The sequence below is a fragment of the Paraburkholderia sp. J94 genome, assembly GCF_905220285.1.
Taxonomy (GTDB): Bacteria; Pseudomonadota; Gammaproteobacteria; order Burkholderiales; family Burkholderiaceae; genus Paraburkholderia; species Paraburkholderia tropica_A.
This window is the reverse complement of the sequence record NZ_CAJMZH010000016.1, coordinates 148,548-173,740: the sequence shown is the minus strand read 5'-3', so window position 1 is coordinate 173,740 and position 25,193 is coordinate 148,548. Positions and strand designations below refer to the sequence as shown.

The following is a 25,193-nucleotide window of genomic DNA, read 5'->3' as shown; positions in this document are numbered from 1 at the left end:
GCATCCTACACCGACTGCAACACGAGATGTTGCGACCACTCCCGACCGCCGGGCAGACCTCTCACGAACGATGAGAAGGCGTTGCCCGTCGGCGGGAGCACCAGCCTGCATTGACTCGCGATCGCGTCGGCAAGGCGCAGCGCGTGCGCGAGCGTCTTGTCGTCCCGCGCGCACGGGGACGCGAGCACGGTCGAGATGAAGCGCGCGGCGCGCGCGGCGTGGCTTGCGCCGATGATTCCGGCAATGGCAAGGTCGGCCTGCGCGCCGATATCGGCGTCAGAGAACTCTTCGGCTTCGACTACGTCGGTGTCGATGAGGCACCGCCCGATATCTTCTGAAAAATCGTTACTCGAATACGTCATGGTCAGTTCCTGAAATGGTGCGGCCCGTCTGCGGACGGCCGCTAGAAAGGTGTGGGCGCGGTGTACGAAGACAGCACGCAGATGAGCGCGGCTGCGAGAAGCGATGCCGCCACTGTTGCGATGACGATCTGGCGTTGCAAGGCACCTCCTGTTTTGAATCAGAAAAGACAAAGGCCCTGCTCCAGAGGGAGACAGGGCCTTCGTTGCGGTTGGGCCGCTGGCCAGTTACTGGGTTGTCCGGGTCACGCGCACGACTTGGGATGGTTCGCCGGAAAGACGAGTACGCGCCCGTCGTCGCAGATCCGGAAATCGCCCTGCTCGCGCTTGGGCGAATGCACAACGATCACGGTGCGGTCCGCCTTTGGCATCGCCGGAGCGTTGCCACAAGCCGTAAGCGAAGACGTGCCGGCGGCTGCCACGAGCAGCATCAGAAAATTCATCATGGTGTGTTCCAGAAAAGAGAATGGCGCCGCCCCGTGTGGGGCGGCGAAGGAAGATCACGCAGCGGCGCGCTGGTCGACGGGTTCGCTGACGGTCACGGTGATCCAGTGGCCATCAACGAGGACGTCGCGCAGGCGCGAGCCGTTGAGCGTGTAGACGTGCTCGACGCCTCGGCGTGGAGCGGCCGCACGCACGGCGAGCGTGGTGCAGCGAACAGCGCAAAGTTGCTTCTGAAACATGGTTGCTCCTCGGGTGTGAAGACGAGGAGCGCCCCTTGCGGGGAGTCGCTCCCCACAAGGGTTAAAGAAAAAATCACGCAGCCATCGCCTCGACGTCGATGACGGCGTCCGCCTCGATGACGAGGTCCGGTGTCTGCGAGATGAAGAATTCACGCGCGTAGCCCCCCTGGCGGAGAACCTCGCGTTTCATCTTCATGAACTGCACCTTGCGTGCAGGGTCAAGCGGACCGTCCGACTCGTCGCTGAACAGCGTCTCGTACGGCTCCCCCGCATTGCGCGCGAGATAAAGGGCGATGCCACGCGTGAGACATTCGTTGATCCAGACCTTCTGCCCACCCGACATCACCGATACAGGCTTGGTGCTGTCGTTATCGGCGTCATGGACCAAGATCTCGAAGCCTTCGCGCATATCGCCGCTGGCAAGCGCACGTTGCGTGCGGATCTCGACGGTGAATCGCGGTCCGTAGCACGCCAGCAGCAGGTCGTTGACCGTCTGCGTGAGCGCCGGGCCAGCGTCGTCAATGGTCAGAGCGACCAGACCATCGTTGCCGAGGCCTTTGGCGAGCAGCTTCCAGTGCGCTATCTCAGCGGACAGACGGTCCGCCCGCGAACGGGTGGCGTCGAATCCGGCAAGCTCCGTCGTCATGGCGTCACGCTGTGTTTCGCGCGTCGCCTGCTGACGGATCAGCGCCTCGATACGCGCGTCGAGAGCCGCACAGGCCTCCCGGTTCGCAACGAGCTGGCGATCCAGACCGGCGATCGCCGCAGTGACATCGGATGCCGCGAGCCGCGAAGCTTCGGCAGCGATGTCCTGCAGCGACGTCTGCAGGCGCTTCGTCTCGCGGTCGCGATGTTCTGTGACCTGACGATGCTGCTCCTGCGCGTTGGCCAGCTCCGTGCGGGCTTCGGTCAGCGCTTTCGCGGACGCTTCGAGTAGCGGCTTGCGCGCGGCCAGTGCCGTCGCCTGCTGCAACTCGTTGCGAGCCTTTGTCAGCGCATCGCCCGCCTGTTGAAGTGCGTCGCGTTTGGGCGCGAGCGCGGCAACAACCGGCGCGAGCCTGTCGACGACCTGCTTGCGCTGGCGATAGCTCGTGCGCAGCGTCTCGATGGACACGCGTTGCTCTGTAGCCTTCGCAGATGCGTCACGCGCCTGAGCAAGCAGCGGACAGGTCGTGTGCATGGCATGCCCGGCACACGGCACCTGGTCGATCACCGCTGCCTGCTGCTGCAGCGTCTTGAGCAAGGCAGTTTTCGACTGCCCCTGACCTTCCAGCCTGCTCAGATCAGAATTTGCCTCGGCCAGCACAGTCTGCTGTTGCGCCAGTTCGACGATCTCCGCCTGAAGCGCCTTGACGCGCGCTTCTTCCCGACCGATGACCATCCGGGCCTGATCGCACTGCGCCTGCGCACCTTCGATCAGTGCACGTTGAGATAGCGTCGCTTCGTGAGAAGCAATGTTTTTCTCAAGCGCACTGCGTCGCTCGCGCAGCCGGCGCACAATTTCTTCCGCCTGCGACGCGATGCTCGTCAGCGACGCGTTGACTTCGCCGCGCTGCTTCTCCAGTTCACGCAGGCGAGCTTCGGCGGTTGCCGATTCAGCCTGTTTCGCGGCCAGCGTCGCGCGTTGCTGCGCGAGTGTCTGGGCCTTGCCGTGAAGATCCTCGCGTTCGCGTCGAGCGGCTGCGATCGCCTCGATGTCCGCCGCAATCCCACGCTCCGTTGCCGCGAGCGCTTCGCGCTTCTGGCTCAGGGTAGCGAGCTCACGCTGGATACCGTCGAGGTTGCCACCGAGCACCTTTGCAACGTCCGCGGCCTTCGCCGAGAGCGCGCGCAGATGGTCGATGTGCAGCAGCTCCGCCAGCAGCGACTTGATCTCGCCCGCGTTGTAGGACGCGAGCGGCCGCCGGTTCTGCGCGGAAAAGACACTGGTGAAGAACGATTCGAGCGAGCCGCACACCGATTCGACACAACGGTCGTAGGTGTCGGCCTTGCCATCGGACTTCGTGCCATCCGGTGCCGTGAACGGTTGCCACAGACCGGCCTTGTCACGCCAGGCGAGGAAGTACTCCGCCTTGTTGGTCTTGCCAGGCTTGCGGAAGGAGAAGGTCGAGCGATAGCGCACGTTGGCGTGATCCCATTCGAAGATCTTCTGCGCCTGCGGCCCACGAACGTGGTCCCAGTACGAGAAGGCATCGACGGAGAGCTTCGCGGCGTGCGAGGGCATGATCCGGTACGGATGCAGGTTGTCCATGAGGGTGGACTTGCCCGCGCCGTTCGGCCCCTTGAGAGCGATCAGCCCCACTGGTAACGATTCGAGAGCGAGCGTGACGCTGTCGCGCCGCATCCCGTCCCGCACGCCGTGGAAGCCTTCTAGCGTGAGGGTCAGCGGTCGCATGACAGCCCCTCCGCAAACGCCACGTCCTGAAGGTAATCGGACGGCAGCCACGGCACATCGTCATCGTCAGGAAACGACGAGGAGACGATCGGGTCGACCGCTGCGATAGCTGCGACAGGCGCGACAGCGACAACCTGTTCCGGTTCGGCCGGAGTGGGTACCGCCGGCGGCACGATGGTGCCGTCGATTGCGCGTTCCAGTGCCGTGCAGGCCGCATTGAACCGCGTGCCTGCCATCGCCAGAAGCTGCTCCCAGCTATCGCATGCCGTGAGCGCCTTCAGCTCACGTACAGACCACTGGCTCGCGTAGCCGTTGCTGTGCGACCAGAGCAGGTTCGTCATCTCGACGTCGGGCGCGACAACGAGTTCGAGCTCGTGGGCGTCGCGTTCATGGACCATCACGACGAAGCCGTGGCGGACCGCGATGACGGCTCCGCGCGCGGCACCGTAGGGTTGATGGAAAAGCGCCGCAGTGAATCCGGCATGCTTCACGAGAAGCTGCTGGATATCGGTTGCGGACAGCGTTGCATTGAAATGCCGGACCCAGTTGGGACCAGCGGGATACAGACCAAACATGGGCACACTCCAGAAAAAAGGACGGAGTGCGCCCCCATCGGGAGATCGCTCCCCGTCAGGGTCAAAAGAAAATGGATACAGCGGGTGCTGCGATCGATGCGCCAGGGGCGCGGGTTGAACCTTGTTCCGGCAGCGCGCTCGGGATAATCCCGGTTGAGCGCGCTCCCGGAACACGGCAGCGTTCCGCGCGTGAGCGGGCCATACAGGCCCCGCTCACGTGATGGCGGCGTGTGAGCTACGCCGCGAACAGATCACCTTCGAGCCAATCAGTACTGGACTCGACGGCGGCCGATGTAGCGAGCGATTGCTCCTGCGGTTGTGCGTCGACGTCGACGTCGGCGGTCGCGCCAACGACCAGCGACAGAGGCGCAGCCGCGGGCGGCCCATCCAGTCCGGCCAGCACCGCCGCGGCGATCTCCGACGCGTCAGCCGTTTCGAGCATCTGCAGGCGATCAAGCAACGGCAACGGCGCGACATCCGTCAGTTCGCACCAGCGCGCAAGCTTCGCGTCGACCGACGTCTCCAGGCTGATGCCCTGTGCGCGACTGCGCACGACCGGGAGAATGCGCGGCTCGAGCTTTACGCCAGGCGCGTGGGCGAACATCGCCGCAATCGCGGTGCGATCGACGGACTGCCGGTGCTCCTCGTCGATCTGCCAACGAATGCGCACGAACGCATCGCCCGAGTCTGCGGCGAGCGCGGCGAGCCGGTCCATATCGGGCGGCCCGTCGAAGTCCACACAAAGCATGCGGCGCGAAGGCGTGGGCACCAGTTCGGCCGAAGCCGTATCGGTATCCACTTCCCATAACAGGTAACCCTTCTCACCCTGCTCGCCGTAGTGGAAACGCCCGATCGATCCCGGGTAGGCAATGAGTCGCCCTGCGCTCTGCCACGACTGATGCTTGTGGATGTGCCCGAGAAGAAACGCCGAGCACTGCGAGTCGAACAGCGCCGAGAGCGAGAATTCGTGATCGAACCCCGCCATCGTGACGCCGTGCTCCGTCTCGCAGCCCACCACCGTGCCGTGCGAAATGCCCACGGTCGCGATGCCCGCGTCGCGCAACTGCGCGTTCACCCTGCCGGACGCTGCCAGATACGTCCCCAGCACGTCGCCGAGATCGGTGGCCGCGGCGAGGGCGCCAACACTCGCCGCGAACTGCCCCTTGTTGATCGTCGGCAGACAGGTGAAGACCGCTTCGGGATGCATCGCGATGACGTGCGCGAGTTCGTCGTCGCTGAACACCGCACCCGCTGACGCAATGAAGCGGCCGTGCGCGAACGCAACCTGCTGGATGCGATCGGCGACGAACACCTCGTTGGTCGAGCCCATCAGCGCGAAGATATCGAGCGTGCCGGGCGGCTCGTGCGAGAACGTGCCTTGCAGCATGATCACGGGCATCGCCGCCGCGAGCCGGTGAATCTGGCGCGCGAGCGCGCCGAGTGCCGGTGAATGCGCATCGAGCCGGTGATCGGTCGAGTCGCCTGAGACGATGGCCACGCGCGCGGAGCGCGCGATTGCATCGTCGACGGCGAAGCCGAAGCAGCGATCCGCTTCGTCCAGCCGTTCGGGCGAGTAATGCAGGTCAGAAAAATGGGCGATCTTCAAGACGCACCTCCGTAAACGAAAAATGGCCACCCGAAGGCAGCCTCAATGAATGGACCCGCAGGAAGCGGGTTCTAAAAGTGATGTCGCGGATCGAGCGCGTCGCGCACCCGCATCAGCGTCTCGCCGAGCAGGTTCTGACCTCGCCACTTCGCGGGATCTGCAATGTCCGGGTTACGGGCGTCGAGACCGACGCCCCAGATGCGATCCCAGGGACTCGCTTCCACGAGTACCGTTGGATTCGATGCGAACAGCACGGAGCGCAATGCACGGTTCTGCGCGAACTTCTCGCGACAGCCAACGTACACAATCGATTCGCGCTTCCTGTGCCACAGCGATTCCTCGAAGCCGGTGACCTTGCGGCCAATTGCTTTCTGCTGCGCCGGATCGTTCGTGGCCATCACCGCATCGGCCGAGCGTTCATCCGCGAAAAGCTTCGCCTTCGAAAACATCATGAACTGCTCGACCGAGGTAAACGTGAAGCCACGGTAAGAGAACTCGCAACGATGCCAGTTGCTGAACTCGTCGCCCGCGCCAAAAAACGCGGTGTAGTTGCCGATCCTGTGCATCGGACAACTCCCTGATCAAGATGGATGGGCCGCCGGATGGCGGACGGATTTCGATGCGCGAAAGCGCGGTCGAAAGCGTTTTAGCAAGTCTGCTTGCTGAAAGGCTCTCGTACCAGGACTGGAAAGAGGCGCCGACCCCGTCAGGGGCCGGCTTTGGGTTACTGGAACAGCGCATCCTGCACCGCTGCCTCGATTTCACGCTCCAGCGAAGCGCTATCCTCGAGTGCCCCGACGAGTCGCGCGTTCATGCCGTCAACGTCGTCGACGCGCTTTGTCCAGCCGTTGCCAAATTTCATGTAGGCAAAACGGCGGAAGTCACGCTGTCGCGTTTCGACGCTCAGACCCAGACGCTTGAGGAGGTCCGACATCCGCTCAAGCTTGTCTTCGAGCGTTTCGGCGGGATCTGACGAGCTGGCCGACTGCAGGCCACGATCCGCCATCTCGATGTGATCGTGCCCGTTTGCGGAATTGCCATCGAGCGTGACCGGATGCAGCGTGCGCACATTGGACAGAGCGGCAGTGTCGCTCCCTTCCAGCAGCGCGGCTGCTTCGGTGGCCATCGCAAGCGCGGGAGGCTGGTCTTCGGCGCCGTCGAGCAGCGCGCTGATGTCGATATCGGCATCGAGCACCGTAAGCATCTGGCTCTGGCGTACTGCCTCGCCAGATTCGTTGATGCGCGTGATATCGAACTCGCGCTTCGACATCCAGAAGTGCGTTCCGGTGAGCCGGCCACGCGCGAGCGAGACGGTCTGCATCGCCGAGTAAGCCTTCTGCAGCACATAGATCGAGTTGGTCGGCAACTCGATCAACCCAAGCCCCTTGATCTCGGGGATCGCGAAGATGAAGCGCGCCGACAGGTTGCACTGGCGCGACTGATACTGCGGGCAGCGCTCGGGGTTGCACACGCCATCGGGAATCGACTCATCGTTACGCAGGGTGCTTTTGCGCGGCCCAAAGTTGCGCTGGGCGCGCTGTGCACGCGGGTCGCGCTCGGGCTTCGCGTACAACATGCAGAAGCGTGTGCCTTCCGTTCCGTATTCGGAGAAGAACTTGCGGCCGTTGGTCCCCCAGGTCGCCATTTCGTTCGGGATATTCGCCATCCAGTCGTTGAATGCGAACACGGCCGGGAAGCGATAAAGCTTGAGACCATCACCGCGATCCTCGCCATAGCGACGAAGGATTTCGTCAGCAATGTCCGGGTTGGTGAAGTCCGAGCGACGGCACGTGAAATAAGGCACGTTGCGGGGCGCGAGGGCATTTTTGAGACTGCAACGGCGCTCGATCTCCTCGCCGATTTTCTCGAACGATTCGCCGGCGGCGAGCAGCTCGTCGTAGAGCTTCACCGCCCGCTCGTTTTTTCGTGCGGCCGAGGTCAGCACCTTGATACCCGGCCGGATGCGCCCGATGACGGGCGTGCGCGGCGCGCGCTCCTCGACGATGCTACGCACGGCGTTGCCATGCATGCTGATCACTGAATTCACGATGGTTTCCTCGCAAGAATGAAGATCGCCGAAGTGCGCATCTCACCGGCCGACTGCGCCAGAGTGGATGCTGCCGCTTCTCCGCGGCGTGTGGCGATATGGGAAAGCACAACGCGGCGTTCGCTGTCGGCGAGCATCGCGATCTGTGCCGTTTCGCAACGCGCGCGCCAGGCGGGCGACGTCGTGTCGGCAGTAGTGCGCTCGCCTTCGATCGTGGTGCTGATCGTGTCGGCTATGCGCTGGTCAATGGAGCTGGGAAGAAGCATGGGGGTGCCTCCAGGCAGGGAATGGAAAAACACAGGACGAAAAAAAACGCGCTCCCCTGGCAAGAGGAACGCGTTTGTGGATTCGGATGTAGATGACCCATACGCCACGTCCCTTTCGGGGACGTGGCGCACAGGGAGCCAGAGGCTCATAACAGGGAACGGAAAGTCGTTCCCGGCGCGACATGATCACGTCGCGCAGACAGCCCTTTTCCGAAAACGTTGAGTTTCCGCCGCAGGTTCACGGGTCAGTCCACTTCGATCGTTCTACCCAGACGGGGGTCTTGAGAGAGAACACCCGAATGTCCGGGCTCGAACGATGTCGCGGCGCAAATGAATGCGGCCGGCGACGAGTATTACGACTGACGGAAGGGGAGCGGATGGCAAGGCGCTCAGCACAAGAGAGATTCCACACCAGGGCCAGCTGGTCGGAGCATGCCGCAAGGGCACGGCTTGGGACAGAAGATGGACTCCGGGCTACGGAGTCGAGGTCGATGCGTCAGAAGACGCGAGCAATGAAGTGAGTATCAGGCAATTTACGGCGTCATGCCGCGGAAATGGTGGCCTATATGTGCAGCTTTTGCTGTGTCTTGTCTGATGAATCGGGCAGACAATGACCGGTGAGAGAGACCACACCCGAAAAACACTATGGCCGCCGTACTTGAATCGGCGCCGCTACCGGATGAACCCTCCGGCGATGCGGCGCAAGGCGGGACGCCAGGCGCCCCCGCTGTCCTCACCCCCATCCCCTCAGGCACCGGGCTCAAGCCCATCGAGCGCCTGACGAGCGACACGCGCTACGCGAAGATCATTCCCGAATCGCAGCAGCTGACCGTGTTGCGTTACACGTCGCTTTTCACGCGAAATTTCGTGCGCTCGGACTACAACTTCTGTGCCACCAAGATCTCGGTCGCGCGCGGGGGCAAGCTGCGCGCACTCGATGACACGCTACGCGAAACGTCTGCCTGGTTCAGCAAGGCGAACGCATGGGTAGAGGAGCATGGTGCACGCAGCCTGCCGTGGCCATCCGAGTCCATTGAGCTGGAAGTGAAGCGCCCGCTGGCTGGCCAGTTGGTGCGGTGCCTGTCCCAATACGAGCGGCTTTACAGGCGAACCCAGGAGGCCCGCAACGCGCACAAGCTCGGCGACGAGCGCTGCACCGCGATGCTCGCCAACGCCGAGAAGAAGCTCAAGCACATCGTTCAGGTGTGCATTCCCGACAACGACCAGTACGACCTCGACGGCAGCCGCCGCGAGCTCTGACGCCCCTTCGCGCACGAGGTTTCCCAGCCCGCAAGCTTGACTTTGCTGCGGGCGGGATACGCTCGACCGTACATCTGTAAGGAGGATTGTGTGGAAATTGATCTTCGCGAAATTCAGGCGCTGCACGCGCGCTACGCCCGCGAGCCTGTGGTGATCGACCTTGAGGCGCAGTTGCGTGCCCGCCCCGCCCCGCTCCTGCTCGCGCACGACCCGTCGGTCGCGCCGTCCCCGTTACGCCGTGCGTGGCAAGCGCGCGCGAGTGTCGGTCGCGGCGCTCTCATGGTTGTGGGCGGGACGTTCCTCTGCGGGGCCATCGGCATGGGCGCCGCCAAACTCTATGGGTCGATCAGCCATCCGGCACTCGCGACCAGCCACGCCGCGGCGGATGCTACGCCGGCCCCAGCCGCGCCGCGTACATCCGAGGCGTCCGCCAGCGCCAACAGTTCGGCCGCCCCACTCACGGCAGACGACTTCAATCACGGCGGCCGCCCCGGTGCTGCGCTCGCTGCGGTCGATCCAGCCTCGTTGATGCGGCAGCAGCCGTCGGGCGCACCAGTCGCTCCCGGTCCGATTGCCGCTCCCACGGTCGCGGACAGCTACGCCGCGCGCGCGGCGGCCTCGCCCATCCGGCAAGGCCGCACCCAGCAGCTCGAGGTGCAGGCCGCACCTGCTGCGGCTGGCCAGTCGTCGCCGCTCACGACGCGCGCGCCGTCCCCGGCGTCGCAACAACCGCAAACGACAGCCCAGGTAGCGCCCGCCGCGCCCCCAGCCACCAACCAGCCTGAGGTAACGCCGACTGCGCCTGCCGCGCACGCCATTCATCACGCGCCTCGCCGTCACGCATCGGCGGCACGCGAAGCACAGCCGACGGCCGCCGACACGAAAGCCGCTGATGCAAACCCCGTCGAAACGAAGCCCGCAGGGCGCGGCGGCGACGTTCAACTTTTCTGAGGCACGCGAACATGAAGAACCAACTCAACGTCACGCTGCTCGCGCCCGGGGCCACGATCGAGGGCAATCTGATTCTGGACCACGGCTTGAGCCTCTTTGGCATCGTGGACGGCAATCTGATCGCCAACGAAGGCCTGCTGCACATTGGTCAGGGTGGGCTGGTCAAAGGCCAGGTCGACGGCGAACACGTGCGCGTCGACGGCACGGTGGAGGGCGATATCCACGCGCGCGGCTCACTCGAAATCAACGGTCGCGTGAAGGGCAATATCTTTTACTGCGGCACGATCAGGCTCGGCCCGAGCGCGTCGCTTGAAGGCCAGTTCAAGCGCGTCGCGCGCGAGCTGGTCATCGAGAACGGCGTGAAGGAAGTTATCGAGGCGCAAAACGTCCAGTCGATCCAGCGGTCTGCAGGCGCGGCCGCATAGCATCGCCGCTGGGCGATCCGCACTACAAGCTCGTGTTGAAGCTCGTTGCCGAGTAAAAACTGAAACTGGCTGCGATACGGAAAAGGCCGCTTCTCACGGAGAAAGCGGCCTTTTTTCTGTTCCAGCGCTTACACGACGCGGGTCCATCTCTCCCCTCTGGCGGGCGTTTGGAACAGGACATGCTCGAAGTCACCCCTGGGTGCGCGGCGCTTCTTCAAAATCCAGCAGGGCGATGCATGAGTCGATGTCGCTAAACCACGCGTCGACGTTCGAAGCATCGAACCTGTCCGAAGCAAACACCCGCCCATCGCGCGCCCGCAACAGGAATACGGCTTCGAACGCGGTCTCGCCGATGAAGCAGACGCCCTTCTCGTGCAGGTCCCGCTCCTCCGTTGCGTCGATAATGGCATCCGCCTTCCACAGCGTCCCGGCATTCGACCACAGTCCATCCGGATGCCTCGCGAGGTACTGCGCGAATTCTTCCGGCACAGGCTTGCCAAACTTCGTTTCGAACCAGGTCGCAAACCATTCGGGCATCTGGCCCGTCGTCTCTGCGGTCATCGAGACTCTCCGTTTTCGCCGTGATGGGCGCGGGCGCGCTCCTCCCGAACGTGCAGGTGCGCGATCTTCAGAACGCATACGATACTGGCCGCACCAACAACGACGGCGGCCATCGTCGAGCAACAATAGGCAGCGTAAGTGAGGAGCAAGGCTGTACCGATCCACGGTGCAGGGCCGCTATGCGAGATGAGCGCGCCAGTTTGTTGGTCGTGTCGCCAGAGGCTCAAGGGAATCTCCGTGCTGGATGTGAGGAGGTTGCAATCACGGCTCGCTGACTTCGGGGACCTGTGATTCCTGGATGAAACGCGTCGCCGGATTCTTGCGGATCGACGTGATCGTGAGCGTCTCTCTCGCGCGCGTCATCGCGACATAGAAGAGGCGTCGCTCCTCGGACTCGGGGCTTTTCGGGTCGGGCACGATGTTCTCTTCCGATCGGGTGATCCACACGTGATCCCACTCCAGGCCCTTCGAGCTGTGCATCGTCGTGAGCACCAGCGCGTCCGGCGCCGGCTCGTTGTTCGCCCGCTTAAGAAACTCGATGCGCTCGCTGAAGTTGCCATTCAGGCGCGAGATCACGTCGTAGGTTGCCTGCACGGCGCGCTCGGCGGATTCCTTGCGCACGTAGGTCATCATCCACTCGCGCACACCCTCGAGCGCCAGCGAGTAGAACGCGCGCTCGCACAGCGACTGCCATTCCGCCAGGCGCTTCATGAAGTTACGATAGGCCGTGGCGGTGTCTTCGTTCAGACCGACCGCGACGAGATCCTTCTTCTGTTTCTGTGCGAGCGTCGCGCCCATCGCGTTGTGCAGCGCGGTCAGATCGCGCGTGCTCATCCCGGCATAGCCGAGCACCGCGTCGAGCCCGTTGAGCTTTACGCGCTGCACGATCTGCAGCAGATTGCACATCAGTGCGCCTTCGGGCTGGTCCAGCACCGAGCGGCCCGACGCGCGGTAGTACTTCACACCGTGCGAGCGGCACACGGACTCGATGGCGTCCAGCACGCGGTTGGTCCGCGCGAGGATGGCGCAGGTCTGGCCGCTGCGCAGGCGCGGGGCCAGCGCTTCGACCGCGGCGGCCGCGTCGTCGTACTCGTCGTGGAAACGGCGTGCGACGATCGTGCCTCCTGCCCCCTTTTCGGCGTGGAGGACCTTCGCAATCCGGTCCGCGTTATGCTGGATGAGCCGGTCGGCTGCCGCGAGGATCTCGGAGCGGCAGCGATAATTGCTCCCGAGCACGACGCGCTGCGCCTCGAATTTGCGGGCGAAGCCCTCCATGCCGCGATAACCCATCGCAGCACGAAAGCCGTAAATGCTCTGATCGTCGTCGCCGACCACGGTGACGCACGCGCCCGCCGCGGCGTGCAGCTCTACCCAGCGGTACTGCAGCGGGTCCGTATCCTGGAATTCGTCGACGAGCAGATGGGTGAACGCGTAGGGTTCGATGTCACCGGATTCCATACCCGAGATCGACAGCCGCAGCATGTCCTGGAAATCGATCTTGTCGTTGCGCGCGAGCGCGTCCTCGTAAGCCGCATACAGCACGGCTTCGGGAGAGCCCTCGATCGGGTGCGTGAGGCCGGTCTTGATCTGCTCGATCACCGGCACAGCCTCCTCGACCTTCCAGTTCAGGCCGGTTTCTGCCAGCGCGCGGATCAGCAGGCCGGTACGATCGCCATCCGACGCGATGTCGCGTCGTTTGCCCGGGCCCGTGATCTGCCTGAACCCCAGCGAATGGAAGGTGCCAGCCAGCAGGCGCTGTTTCGCGCCCGCGCCGGCGAGCTTGAGAATGCGCTCGCGCAGCTCTTTCGCGGCGTCCTTGCTGAAGGTCACCGCGCCCACGCGCGCGCCGGGCTCGGCGAGCAGCGCGGCCGCCTTGGATGCGATCGTTTTCGTCTTGCCCGCGCCCGGACAGGCGACCGCAAGACAATGACGCCGCGCCTGTGCGACTTCGAGCTGCTGCGGATTCAGGCCGTCGAGCATGACTGTGTCCCTTACAGGCCGCGAACCGCCGTCATCAGGCGCAGATGGGTCATGTAGCCGCGCACGCCCACCGGATGGAACTTGCGCAGGAAGCGCGACACCTCTTCGTCGACGTCGCTCTGGTCGCGCACGCCATTCCAGACGAGGAAATCGAAATGGTCCATCACGCGGTCGAAGCGCGTGATCACCGACAGCATGCGCATCGAGAAGCGCGAATACGCTTCGACTTCGATCGCCAGCGACGGCTTCGTGACGGTCGGCTGGAACACGATATCTCCGCGCGCCTTCATCTCGCGCTCGGTACGCTCGCGAAAGCCCTCGGCGACCTCGAACTGCTCATTCACGTACGCTTCGAGTGCGTCGAGCTGCTTGTCGAAGAAGCTGTTGACCGCGCCCATGTCCTGCTCGCCGAACGTCGACCGGCCGAAGCGCTGCATGTTGATGCTCATGCGGTTGAGATACGGCCACCATTGCTCGAAGAGCGGCTTCAGGCGCGTGTGGTTCAGGCGCACCGCCGCAGGCACAATCGCGGCGCCCGAAAGCTGACGGTCAATCAACTGACGACCGATCTCGCGGCGGCGGCGGATGATCGCGGCACGCTCGGCGGGCGGCAGGTCGCGGAAGAGCTTGCGCGTGCGCGCCACCTGCTCGCGCTTCTCGGCCGCTTCGCTCTCGCTGATCATGCCCTCGCGCTGGAGCGTCGCGGCATCGCTCTCCATACGCTGGAGTTCGTCTTCGAGCTCGTGATCGTCCGCGCCGTCGGTGACCTGGCGCGGGTCCGTCGGCTCGCCTGCGTCGGTAGTCCCTGCGGAGCCGACCGCGCCCGCCGCCGGGGCGCTCGCCAGTGCAATTGCGTCGGCCGCGACGCTATCGGATTTCGTCAGTTCTTCGTTGATGGTGCTCATGTGTCGACCCTGGGAAATTGCACGCGCACCAGCGCGCGGCATCACCATATTGTTGCGATCGACGACGGTCTCGGGGATGTAAAACGGGGGGAAATCAGGTGCCTTTTCGCCTCTGGCTGAGCGTCAGGTCGGAACGGTGCTTGCAGGCGCCTGCAAGCCAAAACGCAGAAAGCTCACAAAATTCGTGAGCTTTCCAGGTTAATGCGGGCCGGCGCTGAAAAGCCGCAGGCCAGTCAGGTCGATGAGTTTGCAATCCACAGCAGCAGCGGTAACACGACCGCCAGCGCCGTCCAGCAATTGGCTACGAGGGGGACGGGCAATAGCATCACAACGAACGCGGCGCCCACGATCATCAGCAGCGCGTGAACGGCGAGGTGAAACTTCAGCGGGCTTGCGAAGCCTGCCGCCGCCGCACGAATTTTTCGCCGCACGGTGCCGTCGACCGTTGCCGCCAGGCAAAGCAGCAATATCCCCATCAGCCACGTGTGCATCACGACTGCACGGTAAACCGCGCGGTACACCAGCATCCAGAACTGTTTTGACCAGTACTGCGCGAACGCGTGCAGTCCGTCCGCGTCGAGCTCATCGTCGCCGCCGGCGGCGAGCGTCGCCTGCACCGCACCAGTATCAACGAACAACGACCGGAAGACGGCGTTCGTCGTGTCGACCGCGGCCGCCGCCCGATCGTCGCCCAGGGTCCGGGCGACCGACTGCGATTCAACATCGCTGACTTCGAAGAGGCTTCGCTGCGGTATCGCCGGCAGGACCACGCAGGCCATCAGGGGAAGCACAAAGAACCACCACTTCACGTGGCGCACAAATCGACTGCTGCTAGCCATGGAGCCACGCCCCGACTTGAAGAAGGAGGTAGACCGGAAAGGCGACGAGGCCGGTCAGGCCGATCCAGAAACCCACCGGGTTGCGCGATAGCACAACCGCGAGCGCCCATGCTCTCGCGAAGCTCCCACGCCGGAATTCCGCCGGAGGCGGCGCCCGAAGATCGTCCTGCGCGCGAACCGATAGCAGCACGCGCGCGGCGTCGACCTCGTCAAGCCCCGACAGTTTCGCAATCAGCGTAGTCGTGAGCGACATCGTAGTCCTCGAAGTAAAGGCGGAAGGTCTCGCCGTTGAGCGCGCGCGCTGCCAGCTGGAAGGCCGCAGTTTTAGGGGTGATCCTCTCCGGGCACGCCTCGTTGACCATCTCCGTCGCACCCGACTTGAAGCGCGCTTCGAATTCCGTGATCGCCTCGAACATCGGCGACCAGACATGCTCGCGCTCACCTTCGCGCGCTACGTAGCGGCGGGCGTAAAGGAGATGCGCGCGCTGGAAAAGCCCCCGCATGAAGGCGATGTGCGGTTCACCGCTTTTACGCACGCACTTGTATGCGGCCAGCCCGTCCTCGAGCATTTCGCGCACGAGCGGCTCACGCTCGCCGATGAACTGGTCGCCAATGAAATCGGCCAGCCGCGAGCACGCGAGCTCAAGCTCGGGTGCGATCGTGAAAACGGGCACGAGGCGCGAGGACAGGCGGTTCTCACGGATGATTTTCTTGAACACGGTGGAGTTCATGCGTTGAATTGTTTTAGCCTTGGAGAATTGGAATACGTCCCTGATGCACGGAGCCGCCGGAGATGCGCAAGAAATACTGCAGGTTGGGCAACTTCTGGATCAGGACCGTCGGTATGAGCGGGACCTTCTCCAGTTGAAGCGAGCGCGTGATGCCGCCATTGAATTCACCGATGTGGCCTTCACTGCCCCGGCTCGTGGAACCCGATATCTGGACGTTGCGGATGGCCGTCTCGCCAACCTTGTCCGAGAACCACTGGGCCGTGTCGCTGTCTTCCAATCTTAGGACGATCTGGTTATTCAGATTGCCCAAAACCTGCAGCATCTTCGCGGCATTCCCGAGTCGCGCCTCCAGGTCCGCGCGCGTCTGGAACGCAACAAATGCCTTGAATCCGGCCCCACGCCCCTTGTTGAGAATCTGGATCACCTGCTCGTTGATCGCCTCCGCGATTTCGTCAATGATCAGTACGATCTCCGGGCGCGTGTCGTAGAAGTTGTAGATCGCGCCGCACACGGCCGCCACGTCAGCCAGCGCGAGAGACGCAATGGCCTGCTGGACGATGTTGTTCGACAGCGAATCGAGCTCCATGTAGAGCACGGCCTTCTGGCGGATGATCTTGTCGATGTCCCAGATTTCGCGCTCGTCAGAGAAGTCGTCGACCTTCGGTGCCAGCAGCAAGCCGGTTTCGCCAGTCGCCAGCATCTGCAGGAGCGGCAGCGCAGACGCGATGATCTTCATGTAGTGCTCGCGGTCGTGCGAGTGCGTCGCAATCAGACCGTCGACGGCCTCATGACCGAGATCGTGCTTCCCGTAGCGCTCGTTGTAGAGCATCACCATTGCATCGACACGCTGGTTCGGCGCAGCTTTGCCGATCTGCGTGCGCGTGGTCGCCACCTGCTCTTCCCAGTTATCGAGGTTCGCATCGCGGAAGAACCGCTCCAGCGCGCGTTCGAGCAGGTGGGACACGCCCGACTGTGCGTATTTAAGGATGGAGCGCAGGTTGGGCTTGTCGCCCACGTAGAGCTCGCCCTTCACCGAGCGGTCGATGAAGAGAAACGCGAACTGCCGGAACTGCCCTTCTTCCATCAGCTGCGAAATCCGGCTTGGGATTTCGGACGGCTGCGACCAGCTTTCCAGTGGATTCAGGCGAATGGATTCGGACGGCTTCGCCTGATTGAAGTAGAGGAATTTACGTCCGGCGCGCTTGCACTCGGTCTCCACGCGTCGCTTCCAGTCTTCGTCGCGCTTCGGGTTGACGATGATCAGCACGTCGCCGAGGTGAATCACCTGAGTGGAAATGACCTCGTAAGTACGGGTCTTACCCGCGCCCGTCGTGCCGCCCACGAGCGTGTGACCGCCGAGTGCCTTGTAATGCAGCGGCACATAGCCCTTCTTCGGCTCCATGCCGTGGATCCACGACGCGCCCTGCGGCAAGCGATCGCGCACGCTGTCGGCGGGCGCGAAGACCTTCTCGATCGCCTCCTCGATCTGTCTGCCGGTCTTTGTCTTGCCCAGCCATTTCGGCAGCCCTGGAATGTCCGTTGTGGGCATGCGCAGGATGTCGTGCGCGATCTGGCAGTGCTTCTGCGTCCACTCGAAGCCCAGGCCCAGGTACATCGAATCGACCTCGCTGCGCATGCGCTTCTGGATGGTCAGCAGGCGCGGCACGTCGAGCGTCGTCAGCCACTTGGTCGAGATGGCCAGCCGGAAGCGCAGCGCCTTCCAGATCTGGCGACTGCGCACGAGCACGGCGACCAGCGCGAGCAGCTCGAACGCCCACCAGTACGGCATGCCTGAGAACGGAAGAACAAAGAGCGCAAGCAGCCAGAAGACCCACGCGCGAAATTCGTAAATAGGACGGAAGTGATTGATATAGCTCGTCGCGGCGTTCATGCTTCGCGCTCCAGAATAAGTTCGCCGGCGCGCACGGCCAGCACGACCTCGGCCTGCACGTTCGAGACCAGCAGGCCGCGACGTCGCAGATGTTCAACGAGGGTGTCGCTCGCCACGCCAAAGCTGCCGACAAGACGTTTCGGAATCGAGAGCCCCTTCTCCGTCCACTCGACCTTCGCGCGTCCGGCCGCCACATCCTCGCGCAAAGCCCTGAAGAACTCCCGAATCATGTTCGGCATTCCCTCGAGCACCTGATCGAACGTCGCCGGCAGCACGGGCGCCTCAGCACGGGTCGTGGAGACGGGTGCGCGCATTGCCGAAGGATCGACGGCTACCGGCGCGGGCACGTCGCCGGGAAAAGGCAGGCCCATCTGCGGGTCGGGCCTTGTTGCCTTGGCTGACGCCGCTGGCGTCGCTGCAACGGACTGCGTGGGATGAGCATCCGCCTTGCTCGCGTCGGCCGGGCCGGATGCGGGTGCTGCCGCAGGCTGGCCGGACGAAGGTGCTTGGGGGTCCGCCGCCGGCGTTGCTGATGCAGACCCTTCTCCGGCGGCCGTCGGGGGCGTTCCAGCGGGCGGCGTGGCTGCGCTGGGCACGGCGGCCGACGCAGGTGCCGCCGTCGCCGAAGCAGGAGGCGTGGCCGTGGGCGCGGGCGGTGGCGTCACCACCGGCTGCACGGCAGCCGCGACGTGGATCGCGGGCGGCACCGGATATTGAACGGGCTCGTAGATGCCCTGCTGTGCCTTGCGGTCGAAGTCCGCGGCAACCGCCACGGCCTGACGCAACACCTTGTGCACCAGCGACTCGTTGGGCTGTGGTCTGTCGACCGGGTTGATCGCCCCGAACAGGTCCGCGAGCACCGATGCCTCGTATCCGGTCAGCAACGAATGCCCGATCAGGTTCTGAGCGAACAGCGCGGTACGCATACGCTCGACCGGCAGGGGCTGAGCGCGGCGCAGCAACGAATATGCGCTGCCGGCGAGCCACGGGCCGAGTGCGCCGTGCGCAGCCGGGTTCCATTCGGCTCGATCGCTCGCGCGCGACACCGTGAAATAACGATATGGCTCGTCCAGCCCCGAGCAGACGGCCGCAAGGAATACAGCGTGGTTGTACTGCGGCTCAATGCGGCGCCGTTGCTCGGACGGCAGGTTGGTGCCGAACTTCTGGCCACCGGCCAAACGCATCGCGTAAAACGCCGTTTCCACCGTGCAGCGAAACGCACCGCCAGGCTCGCGGTAAAGCGTCGGCGAATAAGGCATGCTCGAAAACCAGTCGGCGCAGCGCGCGAGAACGTCGGACCAGCGCATCCGGTAATCGTCCTCGCGGGCCTCGTTCGCAGCCTGCCGGATCAGCGCAACGCGGCGATCATGCTGGGCGAGCAGTCCAGCGGCATCCATCGCGACGTGCTGTCCCGCCGCCGTCACAGGACACCCCCGGTTGCCACGCTCGCCGCCTTCTTGAACAGTGATCCGGAGGCATTTGCACCGCCACCGAACATGCCGGCCATCTTCGGAATCTCGAACGAGAGCAGAAAAATGAAGAGTGACAGGTCCAATACGTACGTCGCGCCCTGCGCGGTGGACAGCCCGCTCGCGGTAGCGGTAGTAATCGCCGAGCTGAGCGAACCAGTTACAAGGCGCGACAGGATGGCGCTGATCACACAGTACATGCCCGCGCTGACCATCCAGTCCAGCCAGGACTTGAAATACCCGCGCGTGAACGACGAGAACCCCAACGCGACGGCTATCGGGCCCATAACGATGCCGACCGCCGCCTGGATCTGGCCCAGATTGTTCATGAACGCGAACACCACACTTGTGATCATGAGAATGATGTAGGCAAACCCGAGCGGCGCAAGCGAGATGGTGAGCGCGATGTACTCATACCAGGAGGTGCCCTGGTACGCTTTCACCACCGCTTCGTATGCAGCGCCACCCGCGGCTCCGATAGATGCCGAAACCCCTTGTCCCGCGCCGCTCTGTATCAGGTTTGCGAGCGTCTGGAACCAGTTGTAAAAGCCGGGAGAGAAGTTCTGATAGCCGATATAGATCGACGCGAAGATGCCGAGAGTCGCCAGTTCCTCGAATACCGTCACCCACGCCGTCACAGGATCTCGCGTTGCCGCGTACCTTACGAAAGCCAGTACCAGCGTGATCAGACCAAGCCCACCTGCGAACTTGTCGGACTCGCTCTTCAGACTCTGGCTCGCCGTAACAGCGGCAGGAATCACAGCGTTGAACAAAGTGGTGAATTCGGTTGCCGCTGCCTTCGCGGCCTGCGCCACTTCGCCAGCTTTAACGGTGGCGCCAACCGTATGATCGCCCTTCGATGGCACGGTGATCGTTGTACCGTTATCAGTCGGCAAAGTCTGCTGCCCGCCCGCCTGGGTATCGTCGGCACGCGCATTCACGCTGCAAGCCAGCGCGGCGAGCAACGTGAGCACGATGACGAGAGATCGGTTGAACGGCATGGAAGTCCTCAGTTCGTCGGAAGAGCGTTCAGACGCGTGCGTTCAGCATCCTGCTGCGTAGCGAACGCCGCAGCCGCTGACGCACGATCCGTGGCCGCAGCGCTGTCGATTGCCTGCTTCTGTGCGTCGCCCTGCGTTTTCGCGGCTGTCATGTTGAGCAGGTCCGACATCTGGCTCGACACGATGTCGAGGTAGTGCGTGGTCAACTGCGCCGTCGCTTCCTGCGTCGGGCTCAGAGAGAGCTGGGACTGGAGGTCGGCGCGCCGTTGCGCGAGTGTCTGCGTGTGCGACGACACGTCGTTGCCCATCTGGAACAGCTTGGTGGCGGTCGCGTCGCCCTGCTTGTACAGTTCATTCATGTCCGAAAGCCATTGCGACGGCGACTTGCCCGACGACGAAATCAGGTTCTGCACGTGCGAAATGTACTGGCTGCCCTGCTGGAGATTGCCGTACAGATCGGTCAGGTTCGTCACGTATTTGTTGATGCTCGTGAGGTCTCCGGAAATCTGGTCGTACTGCGCCTTCATCGCCGTCGGATTGAGGTTCGTCGCCTGAAGCAACTGGTTCGCCATCATCTGGTATTGATAGGCGATGTTCGTGTCCTGGTAGATCTCGCCCTTCACGGCCTTGGCCGCCGTGATGAAGTTCTGCGCGAAATTCGTGGGGTCGAACACGACCCACTGGGCCTGCGCGGCCGAGGACATCGCAAGGAGCACTGCCGCTGCAACCGCAGCGCGGAGATTGAGCTTGTTCACGGTTCCACCTGTCATTCGAGAGTGAGCATTTCCTGCATGTAGTTTTCGCGCCAGTGATCAGCGCCCGACGTGAAGTGCTTGTCGAGGATGTTCTGCGCACGCCCGTCAGCGCGCATTGCGGCAAGCGTCTCCTTGTCAAAGCTCGTTTGCAGCATGCGCGAGGTGCTGGGCGTAACCCACAGGTAATCGCGGTTGGGCACCGCGTCTGCAATCTGGTCGATCTGCCCATCCGACAGACCGAAGATGTCCGAGTACAGCTTCTTGTTGCTGCGCGCATCCGGGTTGGCCAGATAGACGATGTTCTGCAACTGCTCCTTGAGAATCTCAAAGTTCGGCACACGCTCAAGCTGCTTGAGCGACTGCGTCGCAAGGGCGAGCATGGCGTTCAGGCGTCGGATGGTCACCGCCCACAGTTCGAGCCGTGCGTAGAAGCGCGGATACATGAAGAAGAAGCCGCATTCTTCGACTTCAATCACGGTGAAGCGCTTGCCATCGAGCCACTGCGAGATGCGATAAAACGCGTAGTCCATGAACAGGATCGCGGCCTCGGGATTGTTCTGGAACAGGTCGCCGCATTCGATCGACAGGTTCTCCGAGAGCGAGAAAGCATCGTCCTCGTGGTCGAAGTACTGGCCGTTCTTTTCGCCCTGGGTCCAGATACGCAGGCGCTCGCGCAGGTCGGCCGACAGCAGCGACGTCAGGTACGAGAGCGTCCAGAATTTCGGCTCGTACCCTTCGCCCAGCGTCATCACCTTCTCGAAGATCTCGCGCTCCTGCTGCGGCGTGCAACGGAACTCTTCGTCCTCGATCGCCATCTGCACCCACGTCGACACGTATTCGTAGTGCCGGCGCTCGAACAGCAACGAGAGCGGGTTCACGCTCGTGGCCGCCTGATAGCGGCCAGTCACATCAATGAAGTGGCCGCCGGACAGGACGGTGGGTATGCGGGTCGAGCGCTCCTTGTCGAAGCGGATACGGCGCGCGTTGTGACGCGCCATCTGCGAGAGCAGGTAGTTCAGGATGATGGTCTTGCCGGCGCCGTTTGGGCCAACGACCAGCAGGTGAGCTCGCCCGCTCGGATGGTGAAGCACGACGCGCTGGAGCGTGCGGTGCCGCGTGGGCAGCAGCGTAACCGGGCCGGTCTTGCGGCCGAACTGCTGCGTGAGCCATTCGTTGACCTCGGGCCCTTCGTGCACGCCGCGCAGCGGTGCCACGTCCGACACGGCCGCGGTTTCGACGAACTGCAACCGCTTTTGCTGATCCCAGCGACCGGGCAGCGTCGACGCCCACGCGGCGCCCAGGTTGCGCTCCTCAAGCACGACGCCGAATCCGGCATTGCTGATCCGACCGACGACGTCGGCGGTTGCCTGGTCGCACTCGTCCATCGTCGCGCCGTAGACGATGATCGAGATGTTCGCGAACCCGAACTGCTGGCCGTCGGCCGTCAGCCGCGAGAGCGCGTCTTCCGCCTCCGAAGCGAGCGTTTCGCGGCCCTTGTCGTTCTTCTCCTGCTCCTTGGTGATGTACTGCTTGATCATCGCCCACGGATTGATTGCCGCGACCTTGTAGAACTTGCGCACCGCCTTGATAAAGGCCTCTGCGCGGCTCGTGTTGAGAAAGCGGAACATCACGCAGATATCGAGTTCTGCGTCGACGTCGCCCAGCACGTCAAGCGCCGCTTCCTGAAAGCCGAGCCACTCCTTGACCGCGATGATCTTGGCGAAGCGCTTGCCGTGCGCCGACTCGAAGAGCAGGTGCTCAGCGCCGTAGGTCACGTGCGATTCGGTCAGATGGGAATCGAGCATCGTCACCGGATAGCGCACCCGGCGCGGCGGCACCGACGGGTTGGCGGTCTGATGCAGGTACGCGAGCGCGTTCTGCAGTTCGAGGCGCTTCATCTTCAGGCGCCCCACGCCGCCGCGCCACGCGTCGAGCACGCCTTCAAAGCGCTTGATATCGGCGCTCAGCTGGTCGATATCGAAGGCGAACGCGTTGCGCGTGAGCAGCTGGTCGCGGACCGCCTCGAACATCGCCAGCGGCAAGGACTTGCCGCCGACCTTCAGGTGATAGCCGACCTTCTCGAAGAACTTGTTGATACCGCTCTCGGGCGTAAAGGCGAGCGAGACCGAATGGGTGTTGCGGAAATACTGTCCGCTCGTTGCCGCTTTCTGGTTGATCTCGTCGATGCGCGCGTCGAGCGCCGACGCGAAACCGCCGTCGATCGAACTCCTCACGCGCCGCTTCGAGCGTCGCCACCACGCTGTCACGCGGTGGTCGAAATTCTTGCAGGCGTGATCGAGATTGTTTCTGGCGGCAGCGATGTCGCCCACGTTCGGCGTGTCAGCGTCGATACCCTCGAAAACGAACGAGGTCAGCAACGACCCGTCCTTGTCGAGAACAAGCTCCGGCGTCACCATGGTGGCCCACGGCGCAATCTCGTGAACGGGACTGCGCTTGAGCGCCCCGAGCTTTGCGGCTTTCAGCATGGCAGATCCTGATCGAATCCATAGGGGCGGCGAAAGCGCGCCGAGCTTTTTTGCATCGGCGAGGCCTCATGCACGTCCGGGTAACGGTTGTAGATGATCAGCACGATTCGCCACCACGGGTCACGCGCGCTCATCCAGCGCAGGAAGATATGCACGCCAACGCCAAGCGCGAGGAACGCCGGGATCATCACGAGATCGAACCCGCACGAATAGCAGAGCAGCACCGTGATGAGCCCGTTGCCCAGCGCAAGCACGCGGTCTGCGCCGCCGATCTGGCGTGGCAGCGAGAGCCCGCGGCTGACCTTGATGCGCTTACGTGCAGACATAGCTGATCTTGAAGTGGTTTTTCATGATCGGAATCGCGCACGCGGCCAGACCAATGCCGAGCACGCAGCCGGAAAGAATCTTGGCGATCGTGCCTTCGGACGCCGCGATCGCAATGAAGCCGAAGATCAGGAGCACCAGACCGATGCCAAAGAGGTACGGGCCACTGATCCAGCCCGAGATCAGACAGATGACGTCCGTGGCCGAACTCAGGTCGGAAAGGTCCGTGGCACCCGCGATCGGCGCGACCGCGCTCAAACCCGCCGCGATTAGCGTCGTGCGCAGTTCGCGTCGGCCGAAGAGGCGTGCGCCGGCGGCACGCGCAACGGATGCGACGCGGTTGAGGTGGGACAGCAGTTGCTTCATCATGGATTGGTCCACTCCTGTGGGTTAGAAAACGCGTTTGAGGTTGTACTGGCCGTTGTCGGCGCCGCGGATTTCGAGGATCTCGGAGACGTGGCGTAGCTCGCCGGTGCGCTTCATGTGCACGACGTAGTGAAAGCAGCTGGCGATGTTTTCGCGCAGATCGGCGATGTCCCAGCGCGTGCCGGAAGGCACGCCAAGCATGGCGAGGCTCTCGAGACGACGCAGGCCGCCACGGGCGTCGCTTGAGTGGATTGAGCCCAGACCACCGTCGTGGCCAGTGTTCAGCGCCTGGATGAAGTCGTACGCCTCACCGCCGCGCACCTCCCCCACCACGATCCGGTCTGGGCGGAATCGCAGGCAAAGCGCGACCAGCATCTGGGTCGTCACGCCGGTATCTGCATTCGAGAGCAGCCGCAGCAGGTTCGGCACGGTGAGCTTCAGCTCCGCCGTGTCCTCGATCGTGATGACGCGGTCCGTCTCCGGGATCTCTGCGCCAATCGCGTTGAGCAGCGTTGTCTTGCCCGAAGACGTACCGCCCGCAACGAGGATGTTCTTGCGGGCACGCACGATCTCGCGCAGCGCCTGACGCAATGCCTCGTTTTCGGTGCCAGGCGGGAAAAACTCGTGCTCCTGCTCGTCACGTGCCCGCGCGAGCGAAAACGCACCTTTATTCACGTAGTCATCAAGCGACAGGCTCTTGTCGAGATGCTTGCGAATTGCGAAGGCGTCGCCGTTGATCGAAGTCGGGCGCATGACCGCTGCGATACGCAGGTTCCCGTGACCGGCGTTCAGAATGCCCTGGCCGGTCCCTGCTCTCGCCGACTTCTCCACGGACGACGCGAGCGCGTGAATCGCCCCATTGACCATCGCAGGATGGATTTCCAGATCGAGCCGGCTGAGCACGCCGCGGCGTTCGATCCAGATATCGCTGGGGTGGTTGACCATCACTTCGGCTACGTCGGGCGCTTCGAAATATTCCTGTAGCGGACGCAACGATGCGAAGAACAGATCGACCGCGCTCTTTTCGAGGCGGTTGAATCGCAGGAGAGGGTTATCGGCAGCTTCGGACATGCTGGTATTTTTCCGCCGCCTGACTGCCGCTGCTGACCAAAAGAACCCCAATATTTGCCACCTTTGCACTCAAGCCGTTGGCATGAATTCCATCTCGAAAACAGCGCCGTTACTTGCAAGCGCTTGCAAGCGATTTCGCAGAAAGCTCCATTTTTTGTGCATCTTTCGATTGGTCCATGCGATCGGGGATCGCGTATGCGTGCCTGGTGGATCGCTGTGCTGCGGGCGAAAAAAAGCCCGACTCAAA

The 25,193-nt window shown here is 63.2% G+C and carries 26 protein-coding genes; 3 read left to right on the top strand and 23 right to left on the bottom strand.

The features are described from left to right. Positions 1 to 5 precede the first annotated feature (5 nt). The 9 genes from U4Y88_RS29725 to U4Y88_RS29685 all read right to left on the bottom strand — a co-directional run bounded on the left by U4Y88_RS29725 (position 6) and on the right by U4Y88_RS29685 (position 7,931). Positions 6 to 362 (bottom strand): hypothetical protein, encoded by a 357-nt coding sequence (locus tag U4Y88_RS29725; RefSeq protein ID WP_321788273.1) that lies wholly within the window; start codon positions 360 to 362, stop codon positions 6 to 8. A gap of 242 nt (positions 363 to 604) precedes the next feature. Beyond that, positions 605 to 805: a hypothetical protein gene (locus U4Y88_RS29720; protein WP_124262091.1), complete on the bottom strand. Its 201-nt coding sequence runs from the start codon at positions 803 to 805 to the stop codon at positions 605 to 607. Positions 806 to 859: 54 nt separating this feature from the next. After that, the gene (locus tag U4Y88_RS29715; RefSeq protein ID WP_321788271.1) at positions 860 to 1,042 is read right to left on the bottom strand and encodes a hypothetical protein; all 183 of its coding nucleotides are present in this window, start codon (positions 1,040 to 1,042) and stop codon (positions 860 to 862) included. Positions 1,043 to 1,115: 73 nt separating this feature from the next. Continuing rightward, the gene (locus tag U4Y88_RS29710; protein WP_321788269.1) at positions 1,116 to 3,437 is read right to left on the bottom strand and encodes an SMC family ATPase; all 2,322 of its coding nucleotides are present in this window, start codon (positions 3,435 to 3,437) and stop codon (positions 1,116 to 1,118) included. Next, a complete protein-coding gene (locus U4Y88_RS29705; protein WP_321788267.1) occupies positions 3,425 to 4,012 on the bottom strand; it encodes a hypothetical protein in 588 nt (195 codons plus the stop codon). The genes U4Y88_RS29710 and U4Y88_RS29705 overlap by 13 nt, the downstream gene beginning before the upstream one ends. A gap of 235 nt (positions 4,013 to 4,247) precedes the next feature. After that, on the bottom strand, positions 4,248 to 5,618 hold the full coding sequence (locus U4Y88_RS29700) for a metallophosphatase family protein (protein ID WP_321788265.1): 1,371 nt from the start codon (positions 5,616 to 5,618) through the stop codon (positions 4,248 to 4,250). Between the two features lie 71 nt (positions 5,619 to 5,689). Then, on the bottom strand, positions 5,690 to 6,184 hold the full coding sequence (locus U4Y88_RS29695; protein ID WP_321788263.1) for an NADAR family protein: 495 nt from the start codon (positions 6,182 to 6,184) through the stop codon (positions 5,690 to 5,692). A gap of 158 nt (positions 6,185 to 6,342) precedes the next feature. Continuing rightward, positions 6,343 to 7,665 carry a hypothetical protein gene (locus tag U4Y88_RS29690; protein ID WP_321788261.1) on the bottom strand — a complete coding sequence of 441 codons (1,323 nt, stop codon included), beginning with the start codon at positions 7,663 to 7,665 and terminating at the stop codon, positions 6,343 to 6,345. Then, positions 7,662 to 7,931, bottom strand: coding sequence for a hypothetical protein (locus tag U4Y88_RS29685; RefSeq protein WP_065058012.1), 270 nt, complete (start codon positions 7,929 to 7,931; stop codon positions 7,662 to 7,664). Before U4Y88_RS29685 ends, U4Y88_RS29690 begins: the two co-directional genes overlap by 4 nt. A 645-nt stretch (positions 7,932 to 8,576) precedes the next feature. On the opposite strand from U4Y88_RS29685, the gene U4Y88_RS29680 reads away from it, so the two are divergent. The 3 genes from U4Y88_RS29680 to U4Y88_RS29670 all read left to right on the top strand — a co-directional run bounded on the left by U4Y88_RS29680 (position 8,577) and on the right by U4Y88_RS29670 (position 10,567). Next, positions 8,577 to 9,191: a DUF1845 domain-containing protein gene (locus U4Y88_RS29680; protein WP_321788259.1), complete on the top strand. Its 615-nt coding sequence runs from the start codon at positions 8,577 to 8,579 to the stop codon at positions 9,189 to 9,191. A gap of 90 nt (positions 9,192 to 9,281) precedes the next feature. After that, positions 9,282 to 10,142 carry a hypothetical protein gene (locus U4Y88_RS29675; protein WP_321788257.1) on the top strand — a complete coding sequence of 287 codons (861 nt, stop codon included), beginning with the start codon at positions 9,282 to 9,284 and terminating at the stop codon, positions 10,140 to 10,142. An 11-nt stretch (positions 10,143 to 10,153) separates the two neighbouring features. Further along, positions 10,154 to 10,567, top strand: a complete 414-nt coding sequence (locus U4Y88_RS29670; RefSeq protein WP_065058015.1) for a bactofilin family protein — start codon at positions 10,154 to 10,156, stop codon at positions 10,565 to 10,567. Positions 10,568 to 10,756: 189 nt separating this feature from the next. Here U4Y88_RS29670 and U4Y88_RS29665 read toward each other — a convergent pair whose 3' ends face one another. The 14 genes from U4Y88_RS29665 to U4Y88_RS29600 all read right to left on the bottom strand — a co-directional run bounded on the left by U4Y88_RS29665 (position 10,757) and on the right by U4Y88_RS29600 (position 24,946). Then, positions 10,757 to 11,128 carry a hypothetical protein gene (locus U4Y88_RS29665; RefSeq protein ID WP_321788255.1) on the bottom strand — a complete coding sequence of 124 codons (372 nt, stop codon included), beginning with the start codon at positions 11,126 to 11,128 and terminating at the stop codon, positions 10,757 to 10,759. Between the two features lie 261 nt (positions 11,129 to 11,389). Then, the gene (locus U4Y88_RS29660) at positions 11,390 to 13,108 is read right to left on the bottom strand and encodes an ATP-dependent helicase (protein WP_065058018.1); all 1,719 of its coding nucleotides are present in this window, start codon (positions 13,106 to 13,108) and stop codon (positions 11,390 to 11,392) included. Positions 13,109 to 13,119: 11 nt separating this feature from the next. Then, on the bottom strand, positions 13,120 to 14,013 hold the full coding sequence (locus U4Y88_RS29655) for an ATPase (RefSeq protein ID WP_321788253.1): 894 nt from the start codon (positions 14,011 to 14,013) through the stop codon (positions 13,120 to 13,122). A 233-nt stretch (positions 14,014 to 14,246) separates the two neighbouring features. Continuing rightward, the gene (locus tag U4Y88_RS29650; protein WP_321788251.1) at positions 14,247 to 14,852 is read right to left on the bottom strand and encodes a DUF4400 domain-containing protein; all 606 of its coding nucleotides are present in this window, start codon (positions 14,850 to 14,852) and stop codon (positions 14,247 to 14,249) included. Beyond that, positions 14,845 to 15,105: a hypothetical protein gene (locus U4Y88_RS29645; protein ID WP_321788249.1), complete on the bottom strand. Its 261-nt coding sequence runs from the start codon at positions 15,103 to 15,105 to the stop codon at positions 14,845 to 14,847. Before U4Y88_RS29645 ends, U4Y88_RS29650 begins: the two co-directional genes overlap by 8 nt. Continuing rightward, positions 15,062 to 15,583, bottom strand: a complete 522-nt coding sequence (locus tag U4Y88_RS29640) for a hypothetical protein (RefSeq protein WP_321788247.1) — start codon at positions 15,581 to 15,583, stop codon at positions 15,062 to 15,064. Before U4Y88_RS29640 ends, U4Y88_RS29645 begins: the two co-directional genes overlap by 44 nt. Positions 15,584 to 15,596: 13 nt before the next feature. Next, positions 15,597 to 17,474 (bottom strand): conjugative transfer system coupling protein TraD, encoded by a 1,878-nt coding sequence (traD, locus tag U4Y88_RS29635; RefSeq protein WP_321788245.1) that lies wholly within the window; start codon positions 17,472 to 17,474, stop codon positions 15,597 to 15,599. Further along, positions 17,471 to 18,871 carry a TraI domain-containing protein gene (locus U4Y88_RS29630; RefSeq protein ID WP_321788243.1) on the bottom strand — a complete coding sequence of 467 codons (1,401 nt, stop codon included), beginning with the start codon at positions 18,869 to 18,871 and terminating at the stop codon, positions 17,471 to 17,473. Before U4Y88_RS29630 ends, traD begins: the two co-directional genes overlap by 4 nt. Before the next feature lie 23 nt (positions 18,872 to 18,894). Then, positions 18,895 to 19,944 (bottom strand): type IV secretion system protein, encoded by a 1,050-nt coding sequence (locus U4Y88_RS29625; RefSeq protein ID WP_321788241.1) that lies wholly within the window; start codon positions 19,942 to 19,944, stop codon positions 18,895 to 18,897. An 8-nt stretch (positions 19,945 to 19,952) separates the two neighbouring features. Next, on the bottom strand, positions 19,953 to 20,699 hold the full coding sequence (locus U4Y88_RS29620; protein ID WP_321788239.1) for a DUF4141 domain-containing protein: 747 nt from the start codon (positions 20,697 to 20,699) through the stop codon (positions 19,953 to 19,955). 11 nt (positions 20,700 to 20,710) lie between these two features. Further along, complete coding sequence (locus U4Y88_RS29615) at positions 20,711 to 23,185, bottom strand: type IV secretion system protein VirB4 (protein WP_321788238.1); 2,475 nt, start codon at positions 23,183 to 23,185, stop codon at positions 20,711 to 20,713. Beyond that, the gene (locus U4Y88_RS29610; protein WP_321788237.1) at positions 23,179 to 23,511 is read right to left on the bottom strand and encodes a VirB3 family type IV secretion system protein; all 333 of its coding nucleotides are present in this window, start codon (positions 23,509 to 23,511) and stop codon (positions 23,179 to 23,181) included. The genes U4Y88_RS29615 and U4Y88_RS29610 overlap by 7 nt, the downstream gene beginning before the upstream one ends. Continuing rightward, on the bottom strand, positions 23,498 to 23,875 hold the full coding sequence (locus U4Y88_RS29605) for a conjugal transfer protein TrbC (protein WP_065058095.1): 378 nt from the start codon (positions 23,873 to 23,875) through the stop codon (positions 23,498 to 23,500). The genes U4Y88_RS29610 and U4Y88_RS29605 overlap by 14 nt, the downstream gene beginning before the upstream one ends. Before the next feature lie 24 nt (positions 23,876 to 23,899). After that, on the bottom strand, positions 23,900 to 24,946 hold the full coding sequence (locus U4Y88_RS29600; protein ID WP_321788235.1) for a CpaF family protein: 1,047 nt from the start codon (positions 24,944 to 24,946) through the stop codon (positions 23,900 to 23,902). Positions 24,947 to 25,193: the final 247 nt, after the last annotated feature.